The 18,720-nt window shown below is 72.0% G+C and carries 21 protein-coding genes; 9 read left to right on the forward strand and 12 right to left on the reverse strand.

Annotated elements, in window-relative coordinates:
- Positions 1–46 precede the first annotated feature (46 nt).
- Entirely contained in the window at positions 47–448 is a 402-nt protein-coding gene (locus tag AB5J73_RS44300; RefSeq protein WP_285479989.1) for a helix-turn-helix domain-containing protein, read from the reverse strand.
- A 103-nt stretch (positions 449–551) separates the two neighbouring features.
- Here AB5J73_RS44300 and AB5J73_RS44305 point away from each other — a divergent pair, with 103 nt between their 5' ends.
- Positions 552–2,012, forward strand: a complete 1,461-nt coding sequence (locus AB5J73_RS44305) for an MFS transporter (RefSeq protein WP_370965510.1) — start codon at positions 552–554, stop codon at positions 2,010–2,012.
- A 109-nt stretch (positions 2,013–2,121) separates the two neighbouring features.
- Here AB5J73_RS44305 and AB5J73_RS44310 read toward each other — a convergent pair whose 3' ends face one another.
- From AB5J73_RS44310 to AB5J73_RS44325, 4 genes are all read right to left on the reverse strand, one after another.
- The gene (locus AB5J73_RS44310) at positions 2,122–2,565 is read right to left on the reverse strand and encodes an SRPBCC family protein (protein ID WP_370973512.1); all 444 of its coding nucleotides are present in this window, start codon (positions 2,563–2,565) and stop codon (positions 2,122–2,124) included.
- A gap of 5 nt (positions 2,566–2,570) precedes the next feature.
- The gene (locus AB5J73_RS44315; protein WP_370965512.1) at positions 2,571–3,284 is read right to left on the reverse strand and encodes an anti-sigma factor; all 714 of its coding nucleotides are present in this window, start codon (positions 3,282–3,284) and stop codon (positions 2,571–2,573) included.
- On the reverse strand, positions 3,281–3,832 hold the full coding sequence (locus tag AB5J73_RS44320; RefSeq protein WP_026469270.1) for a sigma-70 family RNA polymerase sigma factor: 552 nt from the start codon (positions 3,830–3,832) through the stop codon (positions 3,281–3,283). The genes AB5J73_RS44315 and AB5J73_RS44320 overlap by 4 nt, the downstream gene beginning before the upstream one ends.
- Before the next feature lie 146 nt (positions 3,833–3,978).
- Positions 3,979–4,482 carry a hypothetical protein gene (locus tag AB5J73_RS44325; RefSeq protein ID WP_370965514.1) on the reverse strand — a complete coding sequence of 168 codons (504 nt, stop codon included), beginning with the start codon at positions 4,480–4,482 and terminating at the stop codon, positions 3,979–3,981.
- A gap of 223 nt (positions 4,483–4,705) precedes the next feature.
- Here AB5J73_RS44325 and AB5J73_RS44330 point away from each other — a divergent pair, with 223 nt between their 5' ends.
- Positions 4,706–5,245 (forward strand): fibronectin type III domain-containing protein, encoded by a 540-nt coding sequence (locus AB5J73_RS44330; RefSeq protein ID WP_370965516.1) that lies wholly within the window; start codon positions 4,706–4,708, stop codon positions 5,243–5,245.
- Between the two features lie 4 nt (positions 5,246–5,249).
- On the opposite strand, the gene uvrA is transcribed toward AB5J73_RS44330, so the two are convergent.
- Positions 5,250–8,111 (reverse strand): excinuclease ABC subunit UvrA, encoded by a 2,862-nt coding sequence (gene uvrA, locus AB5J73_RS44335; protein WP_370965518.1) that lies wholly within the window; start codon positions 8,109–8,111, stop codon positions 5,250–5,252.
- Between the two features lie 76 nt (positions 8,112–8,187).
- The gene (locus AB5J73_RS44340; RefSeq protein ID WP_370965520.1) at positions 8,188–9,393 is read right to left on the reverse strand and encodes an acyltransferase family protein; all 1,206 of its coding nucleotides are present in this window, start codon (positions 9,391–9,393) and stop codon (positions 8,188–8,190) included.
- Positions 9,394–9,503: 110 nt separating this feature from the next.
- Between AB5J73_RS44340 and AB5J73_RS44345 the strand changes: the two genes are divergently transcribed.
- The 4 genes from AB5J73_RS44345 (at position 9,504) to AB5J73_RS44360 (ending at position 12,890) form a co-directional block, all read left to right on the forward strand.
- The gene (locus AB5J73_RS44345) at positions 9,504–10,181 is read left to right on the forward strand and encodes an MBL fold metallo-hydrolase (RefSeq protein ID WP_370965522.1); all 678 of its coding nucleotides are present in this window, start codon (positions 9,504–9,506) and stop codon (positions 10,179–10,181) included.
- A 21-nt stretch (positions 10,182–10,202) separates the two neighbouring features.
- Positions 10,203–11,021 carry a restriction endonuclease gene (locus AB5J73_RS44350; RefSeq protein ID WP_370965524.1) on the forward strand — a complete coding sequence of 273 codons (819 nt, stop codon included), beginning with the start codon at positions 10,203–10,205 and terminating at the stop codon, positions 11,019–11,021.
- 24 nt (positions 11,022–11,045) lie between these two features.
- Positions 11,046–12,275 carry a hypothetical protein gene (locus AB5J73_RS44355; RefSeq protein WP_370965526.1) on the forward strand — a complete coding sequence of 410 codons (1,230 nt, stop codon included), beginning with the start codon at positions 11,046–11,048 and terminating at the stop codon, positions 12,273–12,275.
- 120 nt (positions 12,276–12,395) lie between these two features.
- Complete coding sequence (locus tag AB5J73_RS44360) at positions 12,396–12,890, forward strand: hypothetical protein (RefSeq protein WP_370965528.1); 495 nt, start codon at positions 12,396–12,398, stop codon at positions 12,888–12,890.
- Here the strand turns inward: AB5J73_RS44360 and AB5J73_RS44365 are convergent.
- The 5 genes from AB5J73_RS44365 to AB5J73_RS44385 all read right to left on the reverse strand — a co-directional run bounded on the left by AB5J73_RS44365 (position 12,887) and on the right by AB5J73_RS44385 (position 16,466).
- The gene (locus AB5J73_RS44365; RefSeq protein WP_370965530.1) at positions 12,887–13,669 is read right to left on the reverse strand and encodes a DUF1684 domain-containing protein; all 783 of its coding nucleotides are present in this window, start codon (positions 13,667–13,669) and stop codon (positions 12,887–12,889) included. The genes AB5J73_RS44360 and AB5J73_RS44365 overlap by 4 nt on opposite strands.
- A 20-nt stretch (positions 13,670–13,689) precedes the next feature.
- Positions 13,690–14,295: a hypothetical protein gene (locus AB5J73_RS44370; protein WP_370965532.1), complete on the reverse strand. Its 606-nt coding sequence runs from the start codon at positions 14,293–14,295 to the stop codon at positions 13,690–13,692.
- Positions 14,296–14,302: 7 nt separating this feature from the next.
- Positions 14,303–15,268: a hypothetical protein gene (locus AB5J73_RS44375; RefSeq protein ID WP_370965534.1), complete on the reverse strand. Its 966-nt coding sequence runs from the start codon at positions 15,266–15,268 to the stop codon at positions 14,303–14,305.
- Positions 15,269–15,477: 209 nt separating this feature from the next.
- Complete coding sequence (locus tag AB5J73_RS44380) at positions 15,478–15,654, reverse strand: hypothetical protein (RefSeq protein WP_370965536.1); 177 nt, start codon at positions 15,652–15,654, stop codon at positions 15,478–15,480.
- A gap of 104 nt (positions 15,655–15,758) precedes the next feature.
- Positions 15,759–16,466: a Crp/Fnr family transcriptional regulator gene (locus AB5J73_RS44385; protein WP_370965538.1), complete on the reverse strand. Its 708-nt coding sequence runs from the start codon at positions 16,464–16,466 to the stop codon at positions 15,759–15,761.
- A gap of 86 nt (positions 16,467–16,552) precedes the next feature.
- Here AB5J73_RS44385 and rnhA point away from each other — a divergent pair, with 86 nt between their 5' ends.
- Genes rnhA through AB5J73_RS44400 form a run of 3 tightly spaced genes read left to right on the forward strand, consistent with a single transcriptional unit; the run spans position 16,553 to position 18,704 of the window.
- Positions 16,553–17,014 (forward strand): ribonuclease HI, encoded by a 462-nt coding sequence (gene rnhA, locus AB5J73_RS44390; RefSeq protein WP_290053998.1) that lies wholly within the window; start codon positions 16,553–16,555, stop codon positions 17,012–17,014.
- A gap of 32 nt (positions 17,015–17,046) precedes the next feature.
- Positions 17,047–17,427: a YchJ family protein gene (locus tag AB5J73_RS44395; RefSeq protein WP_370965541.1), complete on the forward strand. Its 381-nt coding sequence runs from the start codon at positions 17,047–17,049 to the stop codon at positions 17,425–17,427.
- A gap of 44 nt (positions 17,428–17,471) precedes the next feature.
- On the forward strand, positions 17,472–18,704 hold the full coding sequence (locus AB5J73_RS44400) for a hypothetical protein (protein WP_370965543.1): 1,233 nt from the start codon (positions 17,472–17,474) through the stop codon (positions 18,702–18,704).
- Positions 18,705–18,720 lie beyond the last annotated feature (16 nt).

The following is an 18,720-nucleotide window of genomic DNA, read 5'->3' on the forward strand; positions in this document are numbered from 1 at the left end:
CTCCCCGACCTCGCACCGCGGCCCGTTCCCCGTTTCGCGGGGGGTTTCAGCAGGCCGCGTGGCCGTCGTAGACGACCCGCGCCGCGGCGATGTCCTCGCGGTGCCGCTCCGCCCAGCCGAGCAGGCCGCTCAGCGACTGGTACAGCTCCTTCGCCATGGGCGTGGCTTCGTACTCCACGCGCGGCGGGACCGTCGGGTAGATCGTGCGCTCCAGGAGCCCGTCGCGCTCGAGGTTGCGCAGGGTCAGCGTGAGCATCCGGCGGCTGATCCCGTTGACCGCGCGTTCCAGCTCGGTGAACCGCACGGGCCCGCGGATGGCCTCCAGGAGGATGCCGATCGCCCACTTCCCGCTGATCCGGTTGATGACCTCCAGCACCGTGCAGACATCGAGTTTTTCCGGGTCGATCTCCGTGACCTGGACAGGTACACCGATGTTCCCCTGGGACATGGAAGTGCCTCCTTACGCGGGCACCCATGGTCACACATGATGGGCACTGTTACAAGAAGTGCCCTGGCGACGACCAGGGGGAACTCAACTGGAGGGGCCTCCGATGGCCGAGAACCACCCCACCCGCTCCCGCGGCCTCGCGTTGGCGGTGCTGTGCGCCGCCTCGCTGATGGTCGTGCTCGACAGCAGCATCGTCGCGGTGGCGCTGCCCGCCATCCAGGCCGACCTCGGGTTCACCCCCACCGGTCTGGCCTGGGTGGTCACCGCCTACCTGGTCGCGTTCGGCGGCCTGCTCCTGATCTCCGGCCGGCTCGGCGACCTGCTCGGCCGCCGCCGCGTCTTCCTCGGCGGGCTGGTGCTGTTCACCGCCGCCTCCCTGGTCGCCGGGCTCTCGGCGGACGCGGGCGTGCTCGTCGCGGCACGGTTCGCCCAGGGCGTCGGCGGGGCGCTCGCGTCGGCCGTGGTGCTCGGGATGATCGTCACGATGTACCCGGAGCCGCGGGCCCGGGCGAAGGCGATCGGGGTGTACAGCTTCACGCAGGCGGCGGGCGCGTCGATCGGGCTGATCGCGGGCGGCGCGCTGACGCAGGCGCTGAGCTGGCACTGGACGTTCTACGTCAACCTGCCGATCGGCGTGGCCGCGCTGCTGCTGGCCGTCCGGGTCGTTTCGCCGGACCGCGGGACGGGACTGCGGGCGGGCTTGGACGTGCTCGGCGCGCTGCTGGTCACCGGCGCCGTGATGCTCGGCGTGTACGCGATCTCGTCCGCGGCGTGGGGCGCGCTGGCCGTGGCGGTCGTCCTGCTGGCCGCGTTCGTGCTGCGGCAGGCGAAGGCGCGTACGCCGTTGCTGCCGCTGCGGCTGTTCCGGATCCGCGCGGTGACCGGCGCGAACCTGATGATGGTGCTGATGGTCGCCGGCATGCTCGGCTTCCAGTTCGTCACGGCGTTGTACCTGCAGCAGGTGCTGGGCCTCGACGCGCTGCGCACCGGCGTCGCGTTCCTGCCGGTCCCGCTGGTGATCGCGGTGGCGTCCCTCGGGTTCGCGGACAAGCTCGCCGCGCGGTTCGGGCCGCGCGCGGTGCTGCTGGCCGGGCTCGGCCTGGTGATCGCCGGCCTGGTGCTGCTCACTCAGGTGTCGGATTCCTACTTCACCGGCGTGCTGCCGCCGTTGCTGGTGATGGGCCTGGGCGCGGGCGCGGCGATCCCGGCGCTGATGGGACTGGCGATGGCGGACGTCCCGGCCGAGGACGCTGGTGTGGCGTCGGGCCTGATCACCACGACCCAGCAGGTCGGCGCGGCGATCGGCACGGCGGTACTGGCTTCGGTGGCCGCGTCCCGCACGGCGAGCCTGGGCGGCGACCACCGGGAGGCGCTGGCGGCGGGGTTCCGGCTGGCGTACGGGGTCAGCGCGGGCTTCCTGGTGGCCGCGGTGGCCTTGGGCGGCTTCGTCCTGACCCGCCGCACCCGCCCGGCCCCCGCTCCGGCGGCCTCCGCCGCTCCCCCGGCTGCCGCCGCCCCGGTTTCCGAGGCCGAGCCCGCGGTCTGCACCGCCGGTCGCGCCTGACCCGCCTCAAGCGCCCCAATGTGGCGTTCGGTGCGTCTGACGCACCGAACGCCACATTGGGTGCGCTGGACGCAACCAACGCCACATTGGGGTGTTCGGGGCCGGGTGATCAGGCGAGGTAGGAAGAAAGTCCGCGGTGGCCCCGCCGCATCATCAGCGCGTGGTTCGCGCGGAACAGCGGCCGGGCCACCGCGTCGAGGCGCCGCAGCAACTCCTTGCGGGCCTGGACGTCCTGGGTGATCTCCAGCAGTGTGCCCGCGCCCGCCGCGCGGACCGCACCGGCCAGTACCCCGTCGAGGTCGCCGCTGAGCCTGACCCGCATCAGGCCCGTGCGCTCGTCCTGGTGGTCCCGGTGCATCCGGACGACGAGCCGGAACGGCAGCCGGGACCGGCAGACCAGTTCGGCGGTGTCGTCGTCCACGCGGCGCACCGCGCGGACGTCCGACCACCACCGCGGGTAGCCGGCGAGGTCGGTGACCACGCCGAACACCCGCTCGGGCACGGTTCCCGGCAGCAGCCACGTGCTGCGGAACCGGTAGCTCGCGCCCGCCAAGCCCGTCACACCTGGGCCGAGACCAGCTTCCGGCCGTCCACCGTGACGATGTCGACCGACTTGACGTCGTCGGGCGCGACCAGCGCGGACCCGTCGAGCGAGAAGCCCTGGCTCTCCCACTTTTCCGACACCTGCCAGCTGCCGGCGGTCACGGACTGGCCGCCCTTGGTGGTGACCTGCAGCAAGCACTTCTCCCCGGCCTGGACGCCCTTCACGGCGACGTTCACCCGGACCCAGCCCTGGAACGGGCTCACCGACGCGGCCAGCTGCACGCCGGTCGTCGGATCCCGGCCTTCGACGCTCTTCGTGCCGGGGACGTCCGGCTGCGGCATGGGGATCGCGAGGTCGGGCGTGGAACTCGTCTGCCGTCCGACCAGGACCCCGCCGCCGAGCGCGGCCACCACCAGCACCGCCGCCGCGACCAGGGCCAGGCCCCGCCTCGACGTCGAGCGGGTGGCCGGGGCCGCCTGCTCCTCGTCGCGCACCCGGCGCAGGGTCTTCTGCAGCAGCAGGTCCCCGCCTTCGGGCGGCCCGTCGAGGAACGCCTCGGGCGGCACCTCGTCGAGCGACTCGCGCAACGCCACCAGCTCGTTCAGGTCGAACCGGCACTGCGCGCAGGTCTGCAGGTGCCGCCGCTCGAAGTCGGCCGCCTCCCCGGGGTCGAGCGCGCCGAGGGCGTACGCGCCGAGCTGCGTGTGACTCTCGTCGACCGAGTTCATCGCGCCACCTCCGTTCCGCTCGAAATCATCGCTGCTCTCAGTGCTCTCAGTGCGTAGTAAGACCTTGATTTCACGGTACCCGGTGCGACGCCCAGTGTTCTCGCCGCTTCGGCCACCGTCCGTCCCCGGTAGTAGATCTCCACCAGGACCTCTCGGTGCTCGTTCGACAGGCCGTCCATCGCGCCGAGCACCGTCATCGAGTCGACCACGCCCTGGGCGTGATCGCGCTCGACGGCCGGTGTCGGCACGCCTTCGGCCGGTTCGGCCACCTCTTGGGGCCGCGCCGCCCGGGCGCGGGCCCGGTCGGTGACCAGGTTGCGCGCGACGGTCAGCAACCAGCCGCGCACCGAGCCCTTCCCGTCGTTCTGCAAGTCGTCCGCGTGCTTCCACGCTCGGACCAGCGTCTCCTGGACCACGTCCTCGGCCGCCGCCCGATCACCGGTCAGCCTCGTCGCGTAGGCCAGCAGGCTCCGCCCGTGTTCGGCGTACAGCTGCCGAATCAAGTCCTCGCCCTTGGCCTTCTTAGGCCGCCTGCCTCCTATGGCCACCCTCGTCCTCCCGACGGTGTTCTGAGTCGGCGAGGACAGTACTGCAACCCGCGGGGCCACCGGCGGTGCGTGCGCCGAGCGCAGCGCGACCATGGTGTTCATCGGCTGCCCGTCCTTCCTCGTTCTGCCCGGAAATCCGTCGGTGGTCAGTACCCGGAGCCGCCGGCCTTGCCGCCCGCGGTCACCTTGCTGCCGTCAGGAGCGACCGCGAACCACGTGCCGTTCGCGCCCTGGCCGTTCAGGTCGCCCGCCGCCTTGTCGCCCGAGAACTCGTACAGCGGCCAGCCGTTGAGCGTGAGCTGCTTGCTGCCGTCCTTGCGGGTCGTCGTGCCGACCTGGGTGTCCTGGATGCCCTTCAGCATCGGCGTGGCCACCCCGGCGAGCATCGGCGGCCACGCGGTCGCGCACTCACCGTCGCAGTTGGACGTCGGCGGCTGCGAGAGGTCCTTGTCGAACCGGTAGAGCGTCTTGCCGTCGGCGTCGGTGACGACCGCGCCGACCCCGTTGATCGTCGCGACCGCGAGCATCTTGTGCCCCGGCTCACCGTGTTGCGGCCCTTGGGCGCCGTCGGCCATCTCGCCGCAGGCGGACAACGTGGCGACGGCGACGAGCGCCACGGCGCTTGCGACGACGGGCCGGATACGGTTCATGACGTTCTCTCCTCGGTGAGGGCGGCACCGCCGTCCGGCGGACCTCGACACCGGGTAACACGGACGGTCGCGGAGAACGGTTCAGCCGGGGTTGCGCGCGATTCGGCGCCGCGGCGGCGGCGGATTGGTGCGTCCCGGTGATCGGCACGATCTTGTCGCCGGACGGGCGGGTTCCTAGGCTGGTCGCGTTCGCACCGCCGCCCCGCTCGTCCCGGGAGCCGCCGTGCCCGCCAAACCCCTCCTCTGCGCCGCGCTGCTGGCCGCGGGCTGCGCCGCCCCGGCCCCGGCGCCCTTCAGCGCGACGCTCACCTCACCCACGGACGTGGTGCTCAGCTGGCCGGACGACGCCGCCGGGCACCGGGTCGAGTACGCGAACGACCCGGCCGGTCCGTGGACGACACTGCGGTTCCTCCCCGCCCACACGACGAGCTACCACCACCCGGACCTGATCCCGGAGACGCCGTTCTACTACCGGGAACAGCCGTTCACCGGTCCGGTCTCGACCGAGCTGCACGCGGTACCGACCGGCGACACGGTGACGTTCACGTGGGCCGACCGCTCGAGCGACGAAGCCGGCTTCCTCCTGGAGATCCGGCGGCCGGGCGCGCCGGACTTCGACCCGGTGGCGGTGACCGATCCGGACGCGACGACGTGCGCGCTGTCGCTGCTGCCCGGCGAGGCCGGCTCGGCCTTCCGGCTCCGGACGCTGCACTACGGCCCGCTCTCCCCGGTGGTGCACCAGACCACCGGGAAGGAGCGGTGAGCCGTCACTCCGGGTTGAGGACCGTCCGCAGGAACTCGCCCGTGTAGCTGCCCTCGACCCCGGCGACGTGCTCCGGCGTGCCCTCGGCGATCACCGTGCCACCGCCCGAGCCGCCTTCCGGGCCCATGTCGATGATCCAGTCGGACGTCTTGATCACGTCGAGGTTGTGCTCGATCACGATCACCGAGTTGCCCTTGTCGACCAGGCCGTTGATCACGCCGATCAGCTTGTTGATGTCCTCGAAGTGCAGGCCGGTCGTCGGCTCGTCGAGGATGTACACCGTCTTGCCGGTCGACCGCTTCTGCAGCTCGCTGGCCAGCTTGACGCGCTGTGCCTCGCCGCCCGAGAGCGTCGGCGCGGGCTGCCCGAGCCGGACGTAGCCGAGGCCGACGTCCACCAGCGTCTGCAGGTGGCGGTGGATGGCCTTGATCGGCTCGAAGAACTCCGCGGCTTCCTCGATGGGCATGTCGAGCACGTCGGAGACGGTCTTGCCCTTGTAGTGCACCTCGAGGGTTTCCCGGTTGTACCGCGCGCCCTTGCAGACCTCGCAGGGGACGTAGACGTCCGGCAGGAAGTTCATCTCGATCTTGATCGTGCCGTCGCCGGCGCACGCCTCGCAGCGGCCGCCCTTGACGTTGAACGAGAACCGGCCCTGCTGGTAGCCGCGGACCTTCGCCTCGGTGGTCGCCGCGAACAGCTTGCGGACGTGGTCCCAGACGCCGGTGTAGGTGGCCGGGTTGGACCGCGGGGTCCGCCCGATCGGCGACTGGTCGACGCGCACCAGCTTGTCGACGTTGCCGAGGCCGTTCACGCGGGTGTGCCGGCCCGGCACCTGGCGGGCACCGTTGAGCTTGTTCGCCAGCACCGTCGCGAGGATGTCGTTGACCAGGGTCGACTTGCCCGAGCCGGACACGCCGGTGACCGAGACCAGGCAGCCGAGCGGGAACGAGACGTCCAGCCCGCGCAGGTTGTGCTCGCGCGCGCCGACGACGGTCAGCTGCCGCTTCTTGTCGATCGGCCGCCGGATCGCCGGGATGTCGATCTTCCGGCGGCCGGACAGGTACTGCCCGGTCAGCGATTCCTTGCTCTTCAGCAGCTTCTTGTACGGTCCACTGTGGACGATGTGGCCGCCGTGCTCGCCCGCGCCCGGGCCGATGTCGACCACCCAGTCGCTCGAGCGGATCGTGTCCTCGTCGTGCTCGACGACGATCAGCGTGTTGCCCAGGTTCCGCAGCCGCGTCAGCGTCTCGATCAGGCGGTGGTTGTCGCGCTGGTGCAGGCCGATCGACGGCTCGTCGAGCACGTACAGCACGCCCACCAGGCCGGACCCGATCTGCGTGGCCAGCCGGATGCGCTGCGCTTCACCACCCGAAAGGGTGGCCGACGCGCGGTCGAGCGAGAGGTACGTGAGGCCGACGTCGAGCAGGAAGCGCAGCCGTGCCTGGATCTCCTTGAGCACCGCACCGGCGATCATCGCCTCGCGCTGCCCCAGCTCCAGCTCGTCGAGGAACTGCGACGCCTCCGCGATGGACAGCGCGCAGACCTCGGCGATCGACATGTCACCGCGGGTCTGGTGCGCCAGCGTCACCGCGAGGATCTCCGGCTTGAGCCGGGTGCCCTGGCAGGACGGGCACGGCACCTCGCGCATGTAGCCCTCGTACCGCTCGCGCATGTACTCGGACTCGGTCTGCTCCTGCCGCCGCTCGAGGAACGGGATGACGCCCTCGAAGGCCGCGTAGTACGAGCGCTGGCGGCCGTAGCGGTTCTTGTAGCGGACGTGGACCTGCTCGTCGACGCCGTGCAGCACCGCCTTCTGGGCCCGCGCGGGCAGCCGCCGCCACGGGGTGTCCATGCGGAACCCGATGGTCTCCGACAGCGACTCGAGCAGGCGGATGAAGTAGTCCGCGCTCTGCCCGCCCGACCACGGCGCGATCGCGCCCTCGGCCAGGGACAGCTCGTCGTCCGGCACCACCAGCTCCGGGTCGACCTCCTTGCGGATGCCGATGCCGGTGCACTCGGGGCAGGCGCCGTAGGGCGAGTTGAAGGAGAACGAGCGGGGCTCGAGGTCTTCGATGGCCAGCGGGTGGCCGTTGGGGCAGGCGAGGTTCTCGGAGAAGCCGCGGATGCGGTGCGGGTCGTTCTCCGGCAGGTCGACGAACTCGAGCTCGATCAGCCCGTCGGCCAGCCGCAGGGCCGTCTCGACCGAGTCGGTGAGGCGCTGGCGCGAGCTCGACTTGACGCTCAGCCGGTCGATGACCACGCCGATCTGGTGCTTTTCCTGCTTCTTCAGCTTCGGCGGGTCGGTCAGCGAGTGGACCGTGCCGTCGACGACCACGCGCGCGTAGCCCTGCTGCTGCAGGTTCTCGAACAGGTCGACGTACTCGCCCTTGCGCCCGCGCACCACCGGCGCGAGCACCTGGAAGCGGACTCCTTCGTCCATCTCCAGCACCTGGTCGACGATCTGCTGCGGGGTCTGCTTGCTGATCGCCTCGCCGCACTTGGGGCAGTGCGCCTTGCCGGCGCGGGCGTAGAGCAGGCGCAGGTAGTCGTAGACCTCGGTGATCGTGCCGACGGTCGAACGCGGGTTGCGCGAAGTGGACTTCTGGTCGATCGACACCGCAGGCGAGAGGCCCTCGATGAAGTCGACGTCCGGCTTGTCCATCTGCCCGAGGAACTGCCGGGCGTACGCCGAGAGCGACTCGACGTAGCGCCGCTGCCCCTCGGCGAAGATGGTGTCGAAGGCGAGGCTCGACTTCCCCGACCCGGACAGGCCGGTGAACACGATCAGGCTGTCGCGGGGCAGGTCGAGATCCACGCCGCGGAGGTTGTGCTCGCGGGCACCGCGAACAACGAGGCGATCAGCCACGCCAGGGTCCTCTCAATGTCTTCTTCAGTGCGGTCGCCGACCCGGTCTCAAGATGCACGGGCGGCCGCGATCCATGCTACGAGCCACCACCGACAAAAACGGGTTCCGCGTCCTTGACCTGCGGTTCTTCGGGCTTTCGACGTCTGGTGAGCCACCGGTGGGCCGGGCGTTCGACCCCCGCGGTGACCGCCCAGCCGGCCAGCACGGCGGCGCCGACGACCAGGGGAAGCCGCAGCCAGCCGGGGAGGCCGAGGTCGAGCAGAGCGCGGGCCAGGACGTAGCCCAGTTCCTGGTGCACCAGGTAAAGACCATACGAGATGCCCGCGAGCCAGGTGACGGCCGGGGCGATCCGCGCCAGCCCGGGGAACCGCCAGTCCGGGCCGCGGGCGGCCACGCAGACCAGCAGCAGGAGCACGGCGAACCCGATCGTGGACGGCCAGCGCAGCGCGTCCTGCGGCAGCGCGACGTGGAACGGGAAGACCTGCAGGTCCTGCGCGGCGACGGCGGCGGCCACGAACAGCGCGGCGTGCCACGTCGCGAGCCGGCGCCGCGACCAGAGCCAGATCGCGGCGCCGATGGCGAACACGTGCAGCCGGTGCAGGCCGAGGCCGTAGTAGAACGTCTCGACGACCGGGCTCGCCGTCCCCGGCGGGAAGACCAGGAAGCGCAGCGCGAGCGGCACCAGGATCAGCGCCCAGAGCAGGGCGACGGTCAGCCGGTGGGTGCGCCACGACCGCGGCCACAGCAGGGCGGCGCCGGTGAAGGCCATGAGCTGGACGGGCAGCGTCCAGTAGGAGCCGTCGAGGTAGTAGAACGTCTCCGACCGGATCCCCCACTCCTGCACCATGCCGAGGTTGGCGAGGAGGTCCAGCCAGGTCGGGATGTACCAGGGCGACGGGTTCGACGGCGGGCCCTGCGGCACGCCGAAGAGGAACCCGGTGACGCCGGGCGGGTAGGGCAGGCCGCTGAAGGAGATGGCCGCCCACCTCGTCACGACGTAGGTCACGAGGACGGCGGCCAGGTACGCGGGTACGAGGCGCGCGACGCGGTTCCACAGCCACCGGCCCGGATTGCCCTTGCGGAGGCCGGCGCAAACGAAGAAGGCGGAGATCACCAGCAGGATCGCGGCGCCGAACTGCGCTGTCACCCGGAAGGGGTACCCCGTGAGTTCGGGGTGCAGCAGCGCGCCTTGGTGGGTGACGTGCCCGAGGATGACCGCGAGGACGGCGACGACGCGGAGGAGGTCCCAGCTGATCCGGCGCGGCGTCGGGGAGGTGGGCACGGTCGTCCTGAGGTCGGGCTGGCTGGGGGTCGCCGTGAGCCTACGTGGCGGGGCGGCCGCGCGCTTGTGCGGGTGGAACCGGTTGGAGCGAAACGACTACCGTGTGCACGGTGAACATCGTGGACACCTACACCGGGCACGTCGACCCGGGCGGCGACGCCACCCGGCGCACCCTGGACGAGCTGACCATCACCAAGCTGTCCGTCGGCCCGATGGACAACAACACTTACCTGCTGGTGTGCCGGGCGGACAACGAAGCCCTGCTCATCGACGCGGCGAACGACCCGGAGCGGATCTCCGACCTGATCGGCCACGGCCCGGACCGGCCCGCGCTGAAGACGGTCGTCACCACCCACCAGCACCAGGACCACTGGCAGGCGCTGGGCGCGGTCGCGGGGGCGAACGGCGCGAACACGGCGGCCCACCCTTTGGACGCGCCGCCGCTGCCGGTGCCGCCGGACTTCCTGGTCGAGCACGGTGACACGCTGTCGGTGGGCCAGGTCACCCTTTCGGTGATCCACCTGCGCGGGCACACCCCGGGCTCGATCGCGCTGCTCTACCGCGACCCGGCCGGCCACCCCCACCTGTTCACCGGCGACTCCCTGTTCCCGGGCGGGGTCGGGCGGACGACGTCGCCGGAGGACTTCCAGTCCCTGCTGGGGGATGTATCGTCGCGGGTCTTCGACGAGCTGCCCGACGAGACGTGGTTCTACCCGGGCCACGGCGACGACTCGACGCTGGGCGCGGAGCGGGCGAAGCTGGAGGAGTGGCGCGAGCGCGGCTGGTGACCCATGAGAGATGATTCGCCGATGCTGGAGACCTGGCTGACCGAGCTGCGCGCGTACGCGGACAGCTCGGCCAGCACGGTGCGGAAGCGGCTCTGGAGCTTTCCGGACGAAGCGACGAGGGACGAGTTCGTCGCTTCGGTGGCGGACCGCCCGGAGGCGGAGTTCGACCTGGTGCTCCGGCACCTGCTGATGCCGTCCTGCGCGACGCCGGACGACCGCGAGCGGCTGGCATCGGCGCGGGCCACGGGCGCCGCGGACGGCGATCCCCACCTCCGGCGGATCGAGGCCTACTACGCCAACCGCAGCGACCAGCCGCCGTGGGCCGGGATCCGGTGGGTGCTGGACCTGCTGCCCGACCACCCGCGGTCGGCGCTGCAGGCGACCGAGGCGTACCGGGTGGCGCACGCGCGGTCGATGCCCGCCGAGGTGGCGCACGCGACCGACGACGCGGAGGCGCTCATCCGGGCGCGGTACATCGGCCTGCCCGCCACGGCGGACGCGCGGCGCGAGCTGCTCCGCGAGCTCGGTCCGCACGAGTTCTCGAGACTGGCGGCGGCGCTGTACTCGGGTCAGGAAGTGGCGGTCGAGTGCCGCCACCGGCGCGAGAAGCCGGTGGGCGTCGACGTGGTGCGCTCGGCGCTCGGGACGGCTTCGGGCGCGTGCGTCGTCGTCACGGCGAGCACCTTCACCCGGGCGGCCGAGGAGCTGGCGGGCAAGACCGATCGGGTCACGCTCGTCGACGGGGCGAAGCTGGTGGAGCTGCTGGACGAACGCGCCGGGTGGGATTGGCCGCTGCGGCTCGAGCACCTGACACGGGAGCCGGTGGGAGCAGCCGGATAGCAGCTGGCGAGGGGGGACAACGGAATGAACCTCGAAGACGCGTTCACCGTGGTCGATACGGCGGTGCACCTGCCGGGGCAAAGCGACGACGCCCTGATCCGGCAGATACAGAAGCGCAAGGAGTTCAGCCCGCCCCGGAAGGCTCTTTGCCCCGCGGCCGGCCTGGAGGGCGGCATAACCCTCCGGCCGATCGAAGCCCTCCACTGGCTGTCCTACGTGACGCGGCCGCGGTACCAGGACGACGTGCTTGACCGGTACCTGTGGTGGGGCCTGCTGCGCTACCTGGGCTTTTTCGCCCACGACTACTCCCACTCGCGCTCGCCGAACCTCGCGCTGAGCGCAGCGGGGCGCCGCATTTCCGGCAACCAGCGGCGCGTCACCTCCGAAGAGATGGGGATCGGCTTCGGTGCCGTGCTGGCAAAGCGCTGGTTCGACACCACCAGCGCCGCGACCCTCCGCAGCGTGGTCGACATCGATGTGGCCCTCGACGCCCGCTTCGTCTTCGGGCCGAACTCGGCGGTCCAGCACATCGGCGCCCGGCGCGCCGACTACCTCCTCATCGGCGCCGACCGGCGCGACAGCAGCCGTTACGTCCTGCGGGTGCTCGAATGCAAGGGGACGAAGAATGCCGGAAACGCGGTGTCCCAGCTCGCTCGTGCCGTCGGACAGCTCGACGGGGTCACAGTCGGCGGCCGGGTACCGCAGGGTCTGGCCACGGCCGTCGTCACCGGAGAAAGCCGCACGTCGTACCTGGCAGTGGATCCGGGCGACGACGACGAACCGTCCTACAGCGTGGACGTGGAATCGATCGATCGCGGCCGGAGCTTTCGCTTCGAATCCGACCGCGTCGATGTTTCGGCGGCCGAAATCGCCAATGCCGCCGTCCGAGCCTCCTGGGCCGCCCTCGCCGACTTCGGCGGCAACCTCGGCGCGATCGAGCGGTGGGCACCCGAAGTGATGCAGAACCGGATCGAGCGGCAGCCACGAGAGCGGGTGACGTTCGAGACTCCGGTCGGAACCGCGCGCGGCACCAGCCTCGAGTTCGGCTTCGGCAATGAACGGCTCACCGTCAGGTACGGCATCGACGAAGGCGTCGACGACCAGCTCACCGACGGGGACGCCGGCGACGTGATGGAAGCGCAACAAGCGTTCGCCGACCGGCTCGAGCCGAGAAGCGGGCGTCGGACACCCGAATCACCCGAGGTGCTCTCCGCCACGGCCGACGGGACGATTTTCTCCCTGGTTCGCGGCTGACACGTTCGGAGCAGCCGGGTAACGATCGCGGACACGCGGGCAACTCCGCGGACGAACCGGACGTCCCCCGAAAACCCAGCGCTGGGACTTCCACCGGTTCGTTCCGCCAGGAGGCCCACCATGTCCAGACCCACGCGGCGCGCACTCGCCGCCATCACCATCCTGCTCGCCGGAGCCGGGAGCGGGCTCGCCGCCGCGGCTCCCGCCCAGGCCGCCGATCCCGTCGTCCCGGCCATGACGAACATCCGCACCGGCCTGAACACCGGCTTCGACCGGATCGTGCTCGACCTGAGCTCCGGCCCCGCGCCCGCCGTCAGCTACCAGCTCGTCGACGAGCTCACCGCCGATCCGAGCGGGGAAATCGTCTGGCTCACCGGCGAATACTTCATCACCGTCTCCGCCACCCCCGCCGCCGCGCACAACGCCGCCGGGCAGCCCACCTACACCGGGCCGCAGAAGTTCCGGACGCGGAACCTCGCCAACGTCATGGCCGTCGCCGTCACCGGGGACTTCGAGGCGCACCTCACCGTCGGGCTCGGGGTGCGGGCGCGGAGCGCGGTGAACGTCTTCACGCTCACCGCGCCCAACCGGGTCGTCATCGACGTCGCGCACTAACCGCGCTCGTACGGGATCTTCTCCCCCGCCTCCACCGCGAACGGCAGGTCGTTGCCCGCCGGCGGGAGGGGGCACGTCGCGAAGTCCGTGAACGCGCACGGGAGGTTGACCGCGCGGTTGAAGTCCAGCGTCACCGAACCGTCCGCTGCCGGCGCGCCGACCGGCAGCGAGCGGTTCGCCGCGTACGTCGTCACGCCGCTCGTCCCGTCGGTGAACAGGATGCTGAGGCCGCCGTCCTTGCCGTTGAACGCCGTCAGCTCGTACGACTCGCCGTCCCGGGAAAAGCGGACCACGCCCGGCGCCGTGTAGACGTGGCTCAGGCCTTCCACGACCGCGCCCACGGTCGTCGGCCGCGGGGCGTCGAAGGGCTCGAACCGGCCGGACAGCACCCAGGACGGCGACGGCTCGTACGCCGGGACGCCGTGGAACGCGCGCAGCACCTCGGCCTTCGGGTCGTGCACGCGGATGAGGTACCCGGACCGGCGGGCCACCTCGATCTCGACGTCGCCCGCCAGCACCCGGGTGCCGGCACCGCTGTTGACCAGCTCGAACCGGCGGGTCTCGGTGACCGGCGCACCTTCGTACGTCAGCGAAGCGCCGGCCGGGTCGACGTACGCCGCGTCCGCGTCCTGCCACCAGCGGCCCGGGATGCCGGGGTACTCGCGCGGGGACTCGGTCAGCCAGTCCAGCGACACCAGCGCCAGCCAGCCGTGCGGGGCCGCGAGGTCGGCCTCCCGCTGGGTCTTCCAGTCCTGCCACTCCTGCGTGAACGTGCTCATCGCGGACCCTTTCCCGTCGGCTACGACGGTGCCAACCCGCCGCCGGCGCCGGTATTCCGCGTCCCAGTATCCGGACCGCGGCCCACCCAGGCGATTTCGCGCTCGCCGCCGGCCGGGACGACGACCCGCCGGTAGCCGGGGTCGTCGGCGAGGGCGGTGTGGAAGCGGTCGGAGACGATCAGCAGCAGGTCCAGCGCCGGCGCCGCCGCGAGCGCCGCCTTCAGCTCCTCGGCCGCGCACAGCCAGGTCGCCAGCGCCACCGCCGCACCACCGAAGTGGGGCGGGCGCAGCACGACGTCGCCGTGGTCGGCCGCCACCCGCAGCCGGAGCCTGCCGAACTCGTTGAGGTGGCGGTTGCGCCGCCGCAGCGCGCCGGCCAGCAGCGCGACGAGGTCCGCCGCGATCCAGCCGCGCGGCACCGTCGGCGGGATGATCAACGTCGTGGCGTCGCCCTCGGCCCGCCGGAACCACGTCGGCGTGCGGTAGGGCACCGGGACGCCCTCGAACACCTCGTCCAGCACCCCGTCGAGGGTGGCGCCGAGGTGCACCGCGCGGGCCGTCCGCCCCCGGCTCGGTGCGACGATCCCGAGCCGGACGACGGTCGCGGTCACCGGGTCGGTGCGCACGGCCGGCTCAACCCGCGCCGGGATCGGACGACCACTGCAGGCCGTAGCTCAGCCCCTGGTGCAGGTCGTGGAACTCGAGCCCGACCTCGCCGAGGCTGTTGACCGTCAGCGTGTCGCCGGAGTCGGTGCCGTCGTCGATCACGCGGCCGGGCACGCCGTTGAGCCGCCACACCCGCGCCGGCGGGCCGTCGCGGTCGAACCGCACCCGCACCGAGAACTTTTCGCAGCGGCGCAGCGGGGTCATGACGTAGTACGGCCGCAGCGAAGAGCGTTGCGGCGCGAAGCGGATGCCGTATTCGTGCCGCTGCCCGAGCCGGAGCGGGCTCGGCAGCCGCATGACGAACTGGGCGTGGCTCGCCGAAACCTGGCGCGCTTCGACGATTTCGCCGCCGAACAGCACGTCCGCGGCGATGGCGGGCACCGGGTCGAGACCGGGCTCGGCGGGGGCGCTGAAGGACAGCACCAGCTCGTCGAGCTCGTCGACCTCCGCGACGATCCGGCGTTCCTCCTGGAGGTCCGGCGGGTCGCGGTCGAGCCGGAGCATCGCCTTCATCGACTCGACGTACCAGCCGGCCAGCGGGTGCAGGTCACGCTCGCGCGGGGGCGCGCCGAGCAGCTCGTCGAGCCGGCGGAACGCGAGATCGATCCGGCGGCGCGCGGTGCGCGGGTCGCGGTCGAGGACGCTGGCCAGCCACGAGATCCGCCGGTCGAGGAACTCGCCGGCCGCCTCTTCGTGCAGGCCGAGGGCCGCCAGCGCGGCCAGGCGCAGGTCAGCGGGCAGCCGCCCGCACAGCTCGGTCAGCCGCAGCACGACCTTGTGCCGCGCGGCGGCGGGCGGGTCGTCGTCGGCGATCTCGCAGGCCGCCCGCAGGCAGGGACCGATCCGCTGGTGCAGGTCGGCCGCGTCGAGCCCGCGGCCGCGGCGCAGTTCGTTCAGCTCGCGCACGAACGGGAACGAGTTCTCCGACGTCATCCCACCCCCTTCCGCGCCGCCGGTGGAAAGAGCTGTTCACATTACCAGCGGCCGCGGGCGGCGGTGACGTGACAAATCCAGGACACGCGATTAGCGGAATGCCCGGCCGGCCGGCCCCCCGCGTGCCGGCCGGCCGGGGTTCCCTCCGCGGGGTCAGCGGGCCCCGAAGATCAGGGCCCAGATCGAGTGGCTTTCCATCACACACCTCCTCATCGCAGCACCCAGGCCGAGGCGGACAGCGGCGCGGAGTCGTGGAACGCCGGAGTGGCGGGCTCCACCGCGTTTCCGGCAGCCGCGGCGAATCCCGCGACGGCACCGGCCACGAACGCGGCGAAGACCGATTTCACCAGGGTCGAAATCTTGCAGTGGACGTTCACGACGAGCACTCCCCGACCTCGCTCGAAAATGAAATCCGGCCGGTGGCATCGCATTCTTTTTCCCGGCCGGGTTCCAGCATCGCCGGGTCGCGGCGGTCGTCAGATGCCTGCTGTCACGGCCCTTGTGTGCCGTTTGGCTCAGAACGGGCGAAGGCCTGCAGGACGCGCAGCTTGCGGATGAGGATCCGGCGCCGGCCGGTCTCGACGATCCCGCGCTCGCGCAGCACGCGCAGCGCGCGGGCGACGGTCCGCCGGGCGGCGCCGACCTGGGCGGCGATGTCGGTCTGCGAGAGCGCGGCCTCGATGACCACGCCCTCCGGGACGGACCGCCCGTGTTCTTCGGCCAGCCGCAGCAGGTGCACCGCGACCCGGCGGGTGACGTCGAGGGCCGCCGAGTCGACCCTGGCGGACTCGGCGTTGCGGAGCCGGGCCGCGACGGTCTTGATCGTCGCGATGGCGATCTCGGGCCGGGCGTGCAGGACGTCGATGAACTGCGCCCCGGTCAGCTGGAAGACGGTGCAGGGTTCGATCGCGCGGACCGAGGCCGTGCGCGGGCGCCCGGTCACGGCCGCGAGGTCGCCGAGCACCTCGCCGGGGCCGCGCAGCCCGAAGAGCACCTCGCGGCCGTCCTCGACGATCGCGGACACCCGCACCCAGCCGGAAACCAGCACGTGGACGTGGTCGGAGGGGTCGCCTTCCATGAGCACGACGTCGTTCGCCCGGAACCGCCGCCGGGTGCCCCTGGCGAGCAGGTACTCGCGATCGGCGTCGGCGAGGTAGGCCAGGAGCGCCCCGTCCGCCGTGTCGTCGTGCCCGTTCATCGCCAGAATCCCCGCTCCGCTCCGGATCCCCACCGTAACCCGGCGTGGCGGCGTTGGGCGAGAGCCGGAACCGATAGGGTCGCCGCGTGGACGTGGAGATCTACACCGACGGCGCGTGCAGCGGAAACCCCGGTCCGGGTGGCTGGGGCGCGGTGCTGCGCTACGGCAAGCACGAGCGCGAACTGTACGGCGGCGAAGCCACGCCGACGACGAACAACCGGATGGAGCTGACCGCCCCGATCCGGGCACTCGAGACGCTGACGCGGCCGTCGCAGGTGCGCGTGTTCACCGACAGCACGTACGTGCGCAACGGGATCACGCAGTGGCTGCCCCGCTGGAAGAACAACGGCTGGCAGACCGCGGCGCGCGAACCGGTCAAGAACGCGGACCTCTGGCAGCGCCTCGACGCGGCGATCGGCGGGCACCAGGTCGAGTGGCTGTGGGTCAAGGGCCACGCGGGTCACCCGGAGAACGAACGCGCCGACCGGCTCGCGGTGCGCGGGGCGCAGGAGGCACGGGAGTCCGGGAAGCCGGTCAACGCCGGATAGTCGCGAGTGGACGGTCGTGGCACAATTCCCCGGTGCCTCCCGCCCCGTGCCCGTGCGGTCTCGCCGAGTCCTACGCCGCCTGCTGCGGCCGGTTCCACGGTGGCGCGCTCACCGCGCCGACGGCCGAACTGCTGATGCGCTCGCGGTTCAGCGCCTTCGCCGTCGGCGACACCGCGTACCTGCTCCGGACCTGGCACCCCGGGACCCGGCCGCGGCGGCTGGACCTCGATCCCGCCCAGGAGTGGACGCGGCTGGAGATCCTCGGCCGCACCGGCGGCGGCCTGCTGCACGACGAAGGCACCGTCGAGTTCCGGGCGCACTACCGCCACCGGGGCCGGGACGGCTTCCTGGAGGAGAACAGCCGCTTCCGGCGTGACGACGGCCACTGGGTCTACCTCGACGCCGAAGCCTGAAACCCGCCCCGCGCACCGCCGCCGCCGTGCTAAACAGTGCGGCGATGGGAAAACTGACGCGCCGCGCCCGGGCGAGGGCGGACTACCTCGGCTTCCTCGGCGCCCGCGAATGGCCGCTCGCCGCGTCGGGTCTCGGGGTGCTGCTCGGGGTCGTCACCATCCTGCCGAGCGCCATCGGCGTGGTGCTTTCGGTCGTCGCGCTCGGCCTCGGCGTCGCCACCTTCACCCGGGACGTGCGGCTGCTGCGCCGCCGGTGGGCCGGGTTCGAGTTCACCGCCATCGCCGCGCCGTTCCCGGCCGCGGAGCTGCCGCCGCCCGCCGCGTACCCGCGAGCCGAGTACCTCGCCGTGCCCGCCCGCGGCACGGCGCTGGTCAGCGCCGCGATCGACCGCGACCTCTGGGAAGAACGGCACACCATCGAGGTCGCGGAGGAGCCGTACCGGCTGCCGCCGTCGCTCAAGGCGACCGCCCCGCACGTCCTCCCGCTGCGCGCCCGCGGCCGGCTCCTGTTCAACGGTCCGGTCGTCGGCATGCGCGGCGACCCGCTGCCCGCCGCCGGTGCGCGGCCCGCACCGATCCGGCTGCACCGCGCCCGGTTCTTCGACGCCGTCTGCTCGAACGAGCTCGGCACGCTCCGCATCACGCGCACCGACACCGGTGAGGAGTGGGACCTGCGCAAGGCCGAGCTCACCGACTCCGCCGGCGCGCTGCGCGAGCTGAGCGGCAGCTCGCTGGCCGACCACGTCGGCGTCTCCACGGTCGCCTTCACCACCGACGGCAAGCTGATCACCGTCCGGCAGTCGGCGCTCAACGCCGTGAGCGGGCTGCTGCTGGCGCCGTCGGGCAGCGGCTCGCTCGAACCCCGCGACCTGCGCACGCCGGACGGCGGCACGCGGCGGTCCCTGCACACCGCGGTCCGCGCAGGGATGGACCGCGAACTGTGCGAGGAAAGCGGCCTCACCCCCGCGGACGTCCGCGAGACGAAGGTCGTCGGGTTCGCCCGCTGGATGGACCGCGGCGCCAAGCCCGAGTTCTTCGGGCTGACCGAGCTCGCCGTCGACAGCGCGGAGGTCGCCCGGCGCCGCCCGGCCGGCGGCGAACGGCTCTACAGCTCCGGCCTGACCCTCTTCGACGCCGATCTCCCCGCGATCGGCGCCGCGCTGGCCAGCGGTGTCCCGCTCAGCGAAGCACTTCCCCGGCGGCTCTGGGAAGACGGTTCCCTGCCGCTCCTGCTGGCCCTGCGCGCCGCCGCGGTGTGGTCGGCCGCCCGGGTTTGACGGAACCGCCCCTGTT

This window comes from Amycolatopsis sp. cg9 (genome assembly GCF_041346945.1).
Classification (GTDB): Bacteria; Actinomycetota; Actinomycetes; order Mycobacteriales; family Pseudonocardiaceae; genus Amycolatopsis.

Excerpts from the sequence above, each read along its gene's own strand:
- AB5J73_RS44375 (WP_370965534.1), bottom strand. The coding sequence starts at position 15,268 with ATGACGTCGGAGAACTCGTTCCCGTTCGTGCGCGAGCTGAACGAACTG.
- AB5J73_RS44365 (WP_370965530.1), bottom strand. The coding sequence starts at position 13,669 with ATGAGCACGTTCACGCAGGAGTGGCAGGACTGGAAGACCCAGCGGGAG.
- AB5J73_RS44300 (WP_285479989.1), bottom strand. The coding sequence starts at position 448 with ATGTCCCAGGGGAACATCGGTGTACCTGTCCAGGTCACGGAGATCGAC.
- AB5J73_RS44355 (WP_370965526.1), top strand. The coding sequence starts at position 11,046 with ATGAACCTCGAAGACGCGTTCACCGTGGTCGATACGGCGGTGCACCTG.
- AB5J73_RS44350 (WP_370965524.1), top strand. The coding sequence starts at position 10,203 with ATGCTGGAGACCTGGCTGACCGAGCTGCGCGCGTACGCGGACAGCTCG.
- AB5J73_RS44400 (WP_370965543.1), top strand. The coding sequence starts at position 17,472 with ATGGGAAAACTGACGCGCCGCGCCCGGGCGAGGGCGGACTACCTCGGC.
- AB5J73_RS44385 (WP_370965538.1), bottom strand. The coding sequence starts at position 16,466 with ATGAACGGGCACGACGACACGGCGGACGGGGCGCTCCTGGCCTACCTC.
- AB5J73_RS44305 (WP_370965510.1), top strand. The coding sequence starts at position 552 with ATGGCCGAGAACCACCCCACCCGCTCCCGCGGCCTCGCGTTGGCGGTG.
- AB5J73_RS44325 (WP_370965514.1), bottom strand. The coding sequence starts at position 4,482 with ATGAACCGTATCCGGCCCGTCGTCGCAAGCGCCGTGGCGCTCGTCGCC.
- AB5J73_RS44360 (WP_370965528.1), top strand. The coding sequence starts at position 12,396 with ATGTCCAGACCCACGCGGCGCGCACTCGCCGCCATCACCATCCTGCTC.
- AB5J73_RS44315 (WP_370965512.1), bottom strand. The coding sequence starts at position 3,284 with ATGAACTCGGTCGACGAGAGTCACACGCAGCTCGGCGCGTACGCCCTC.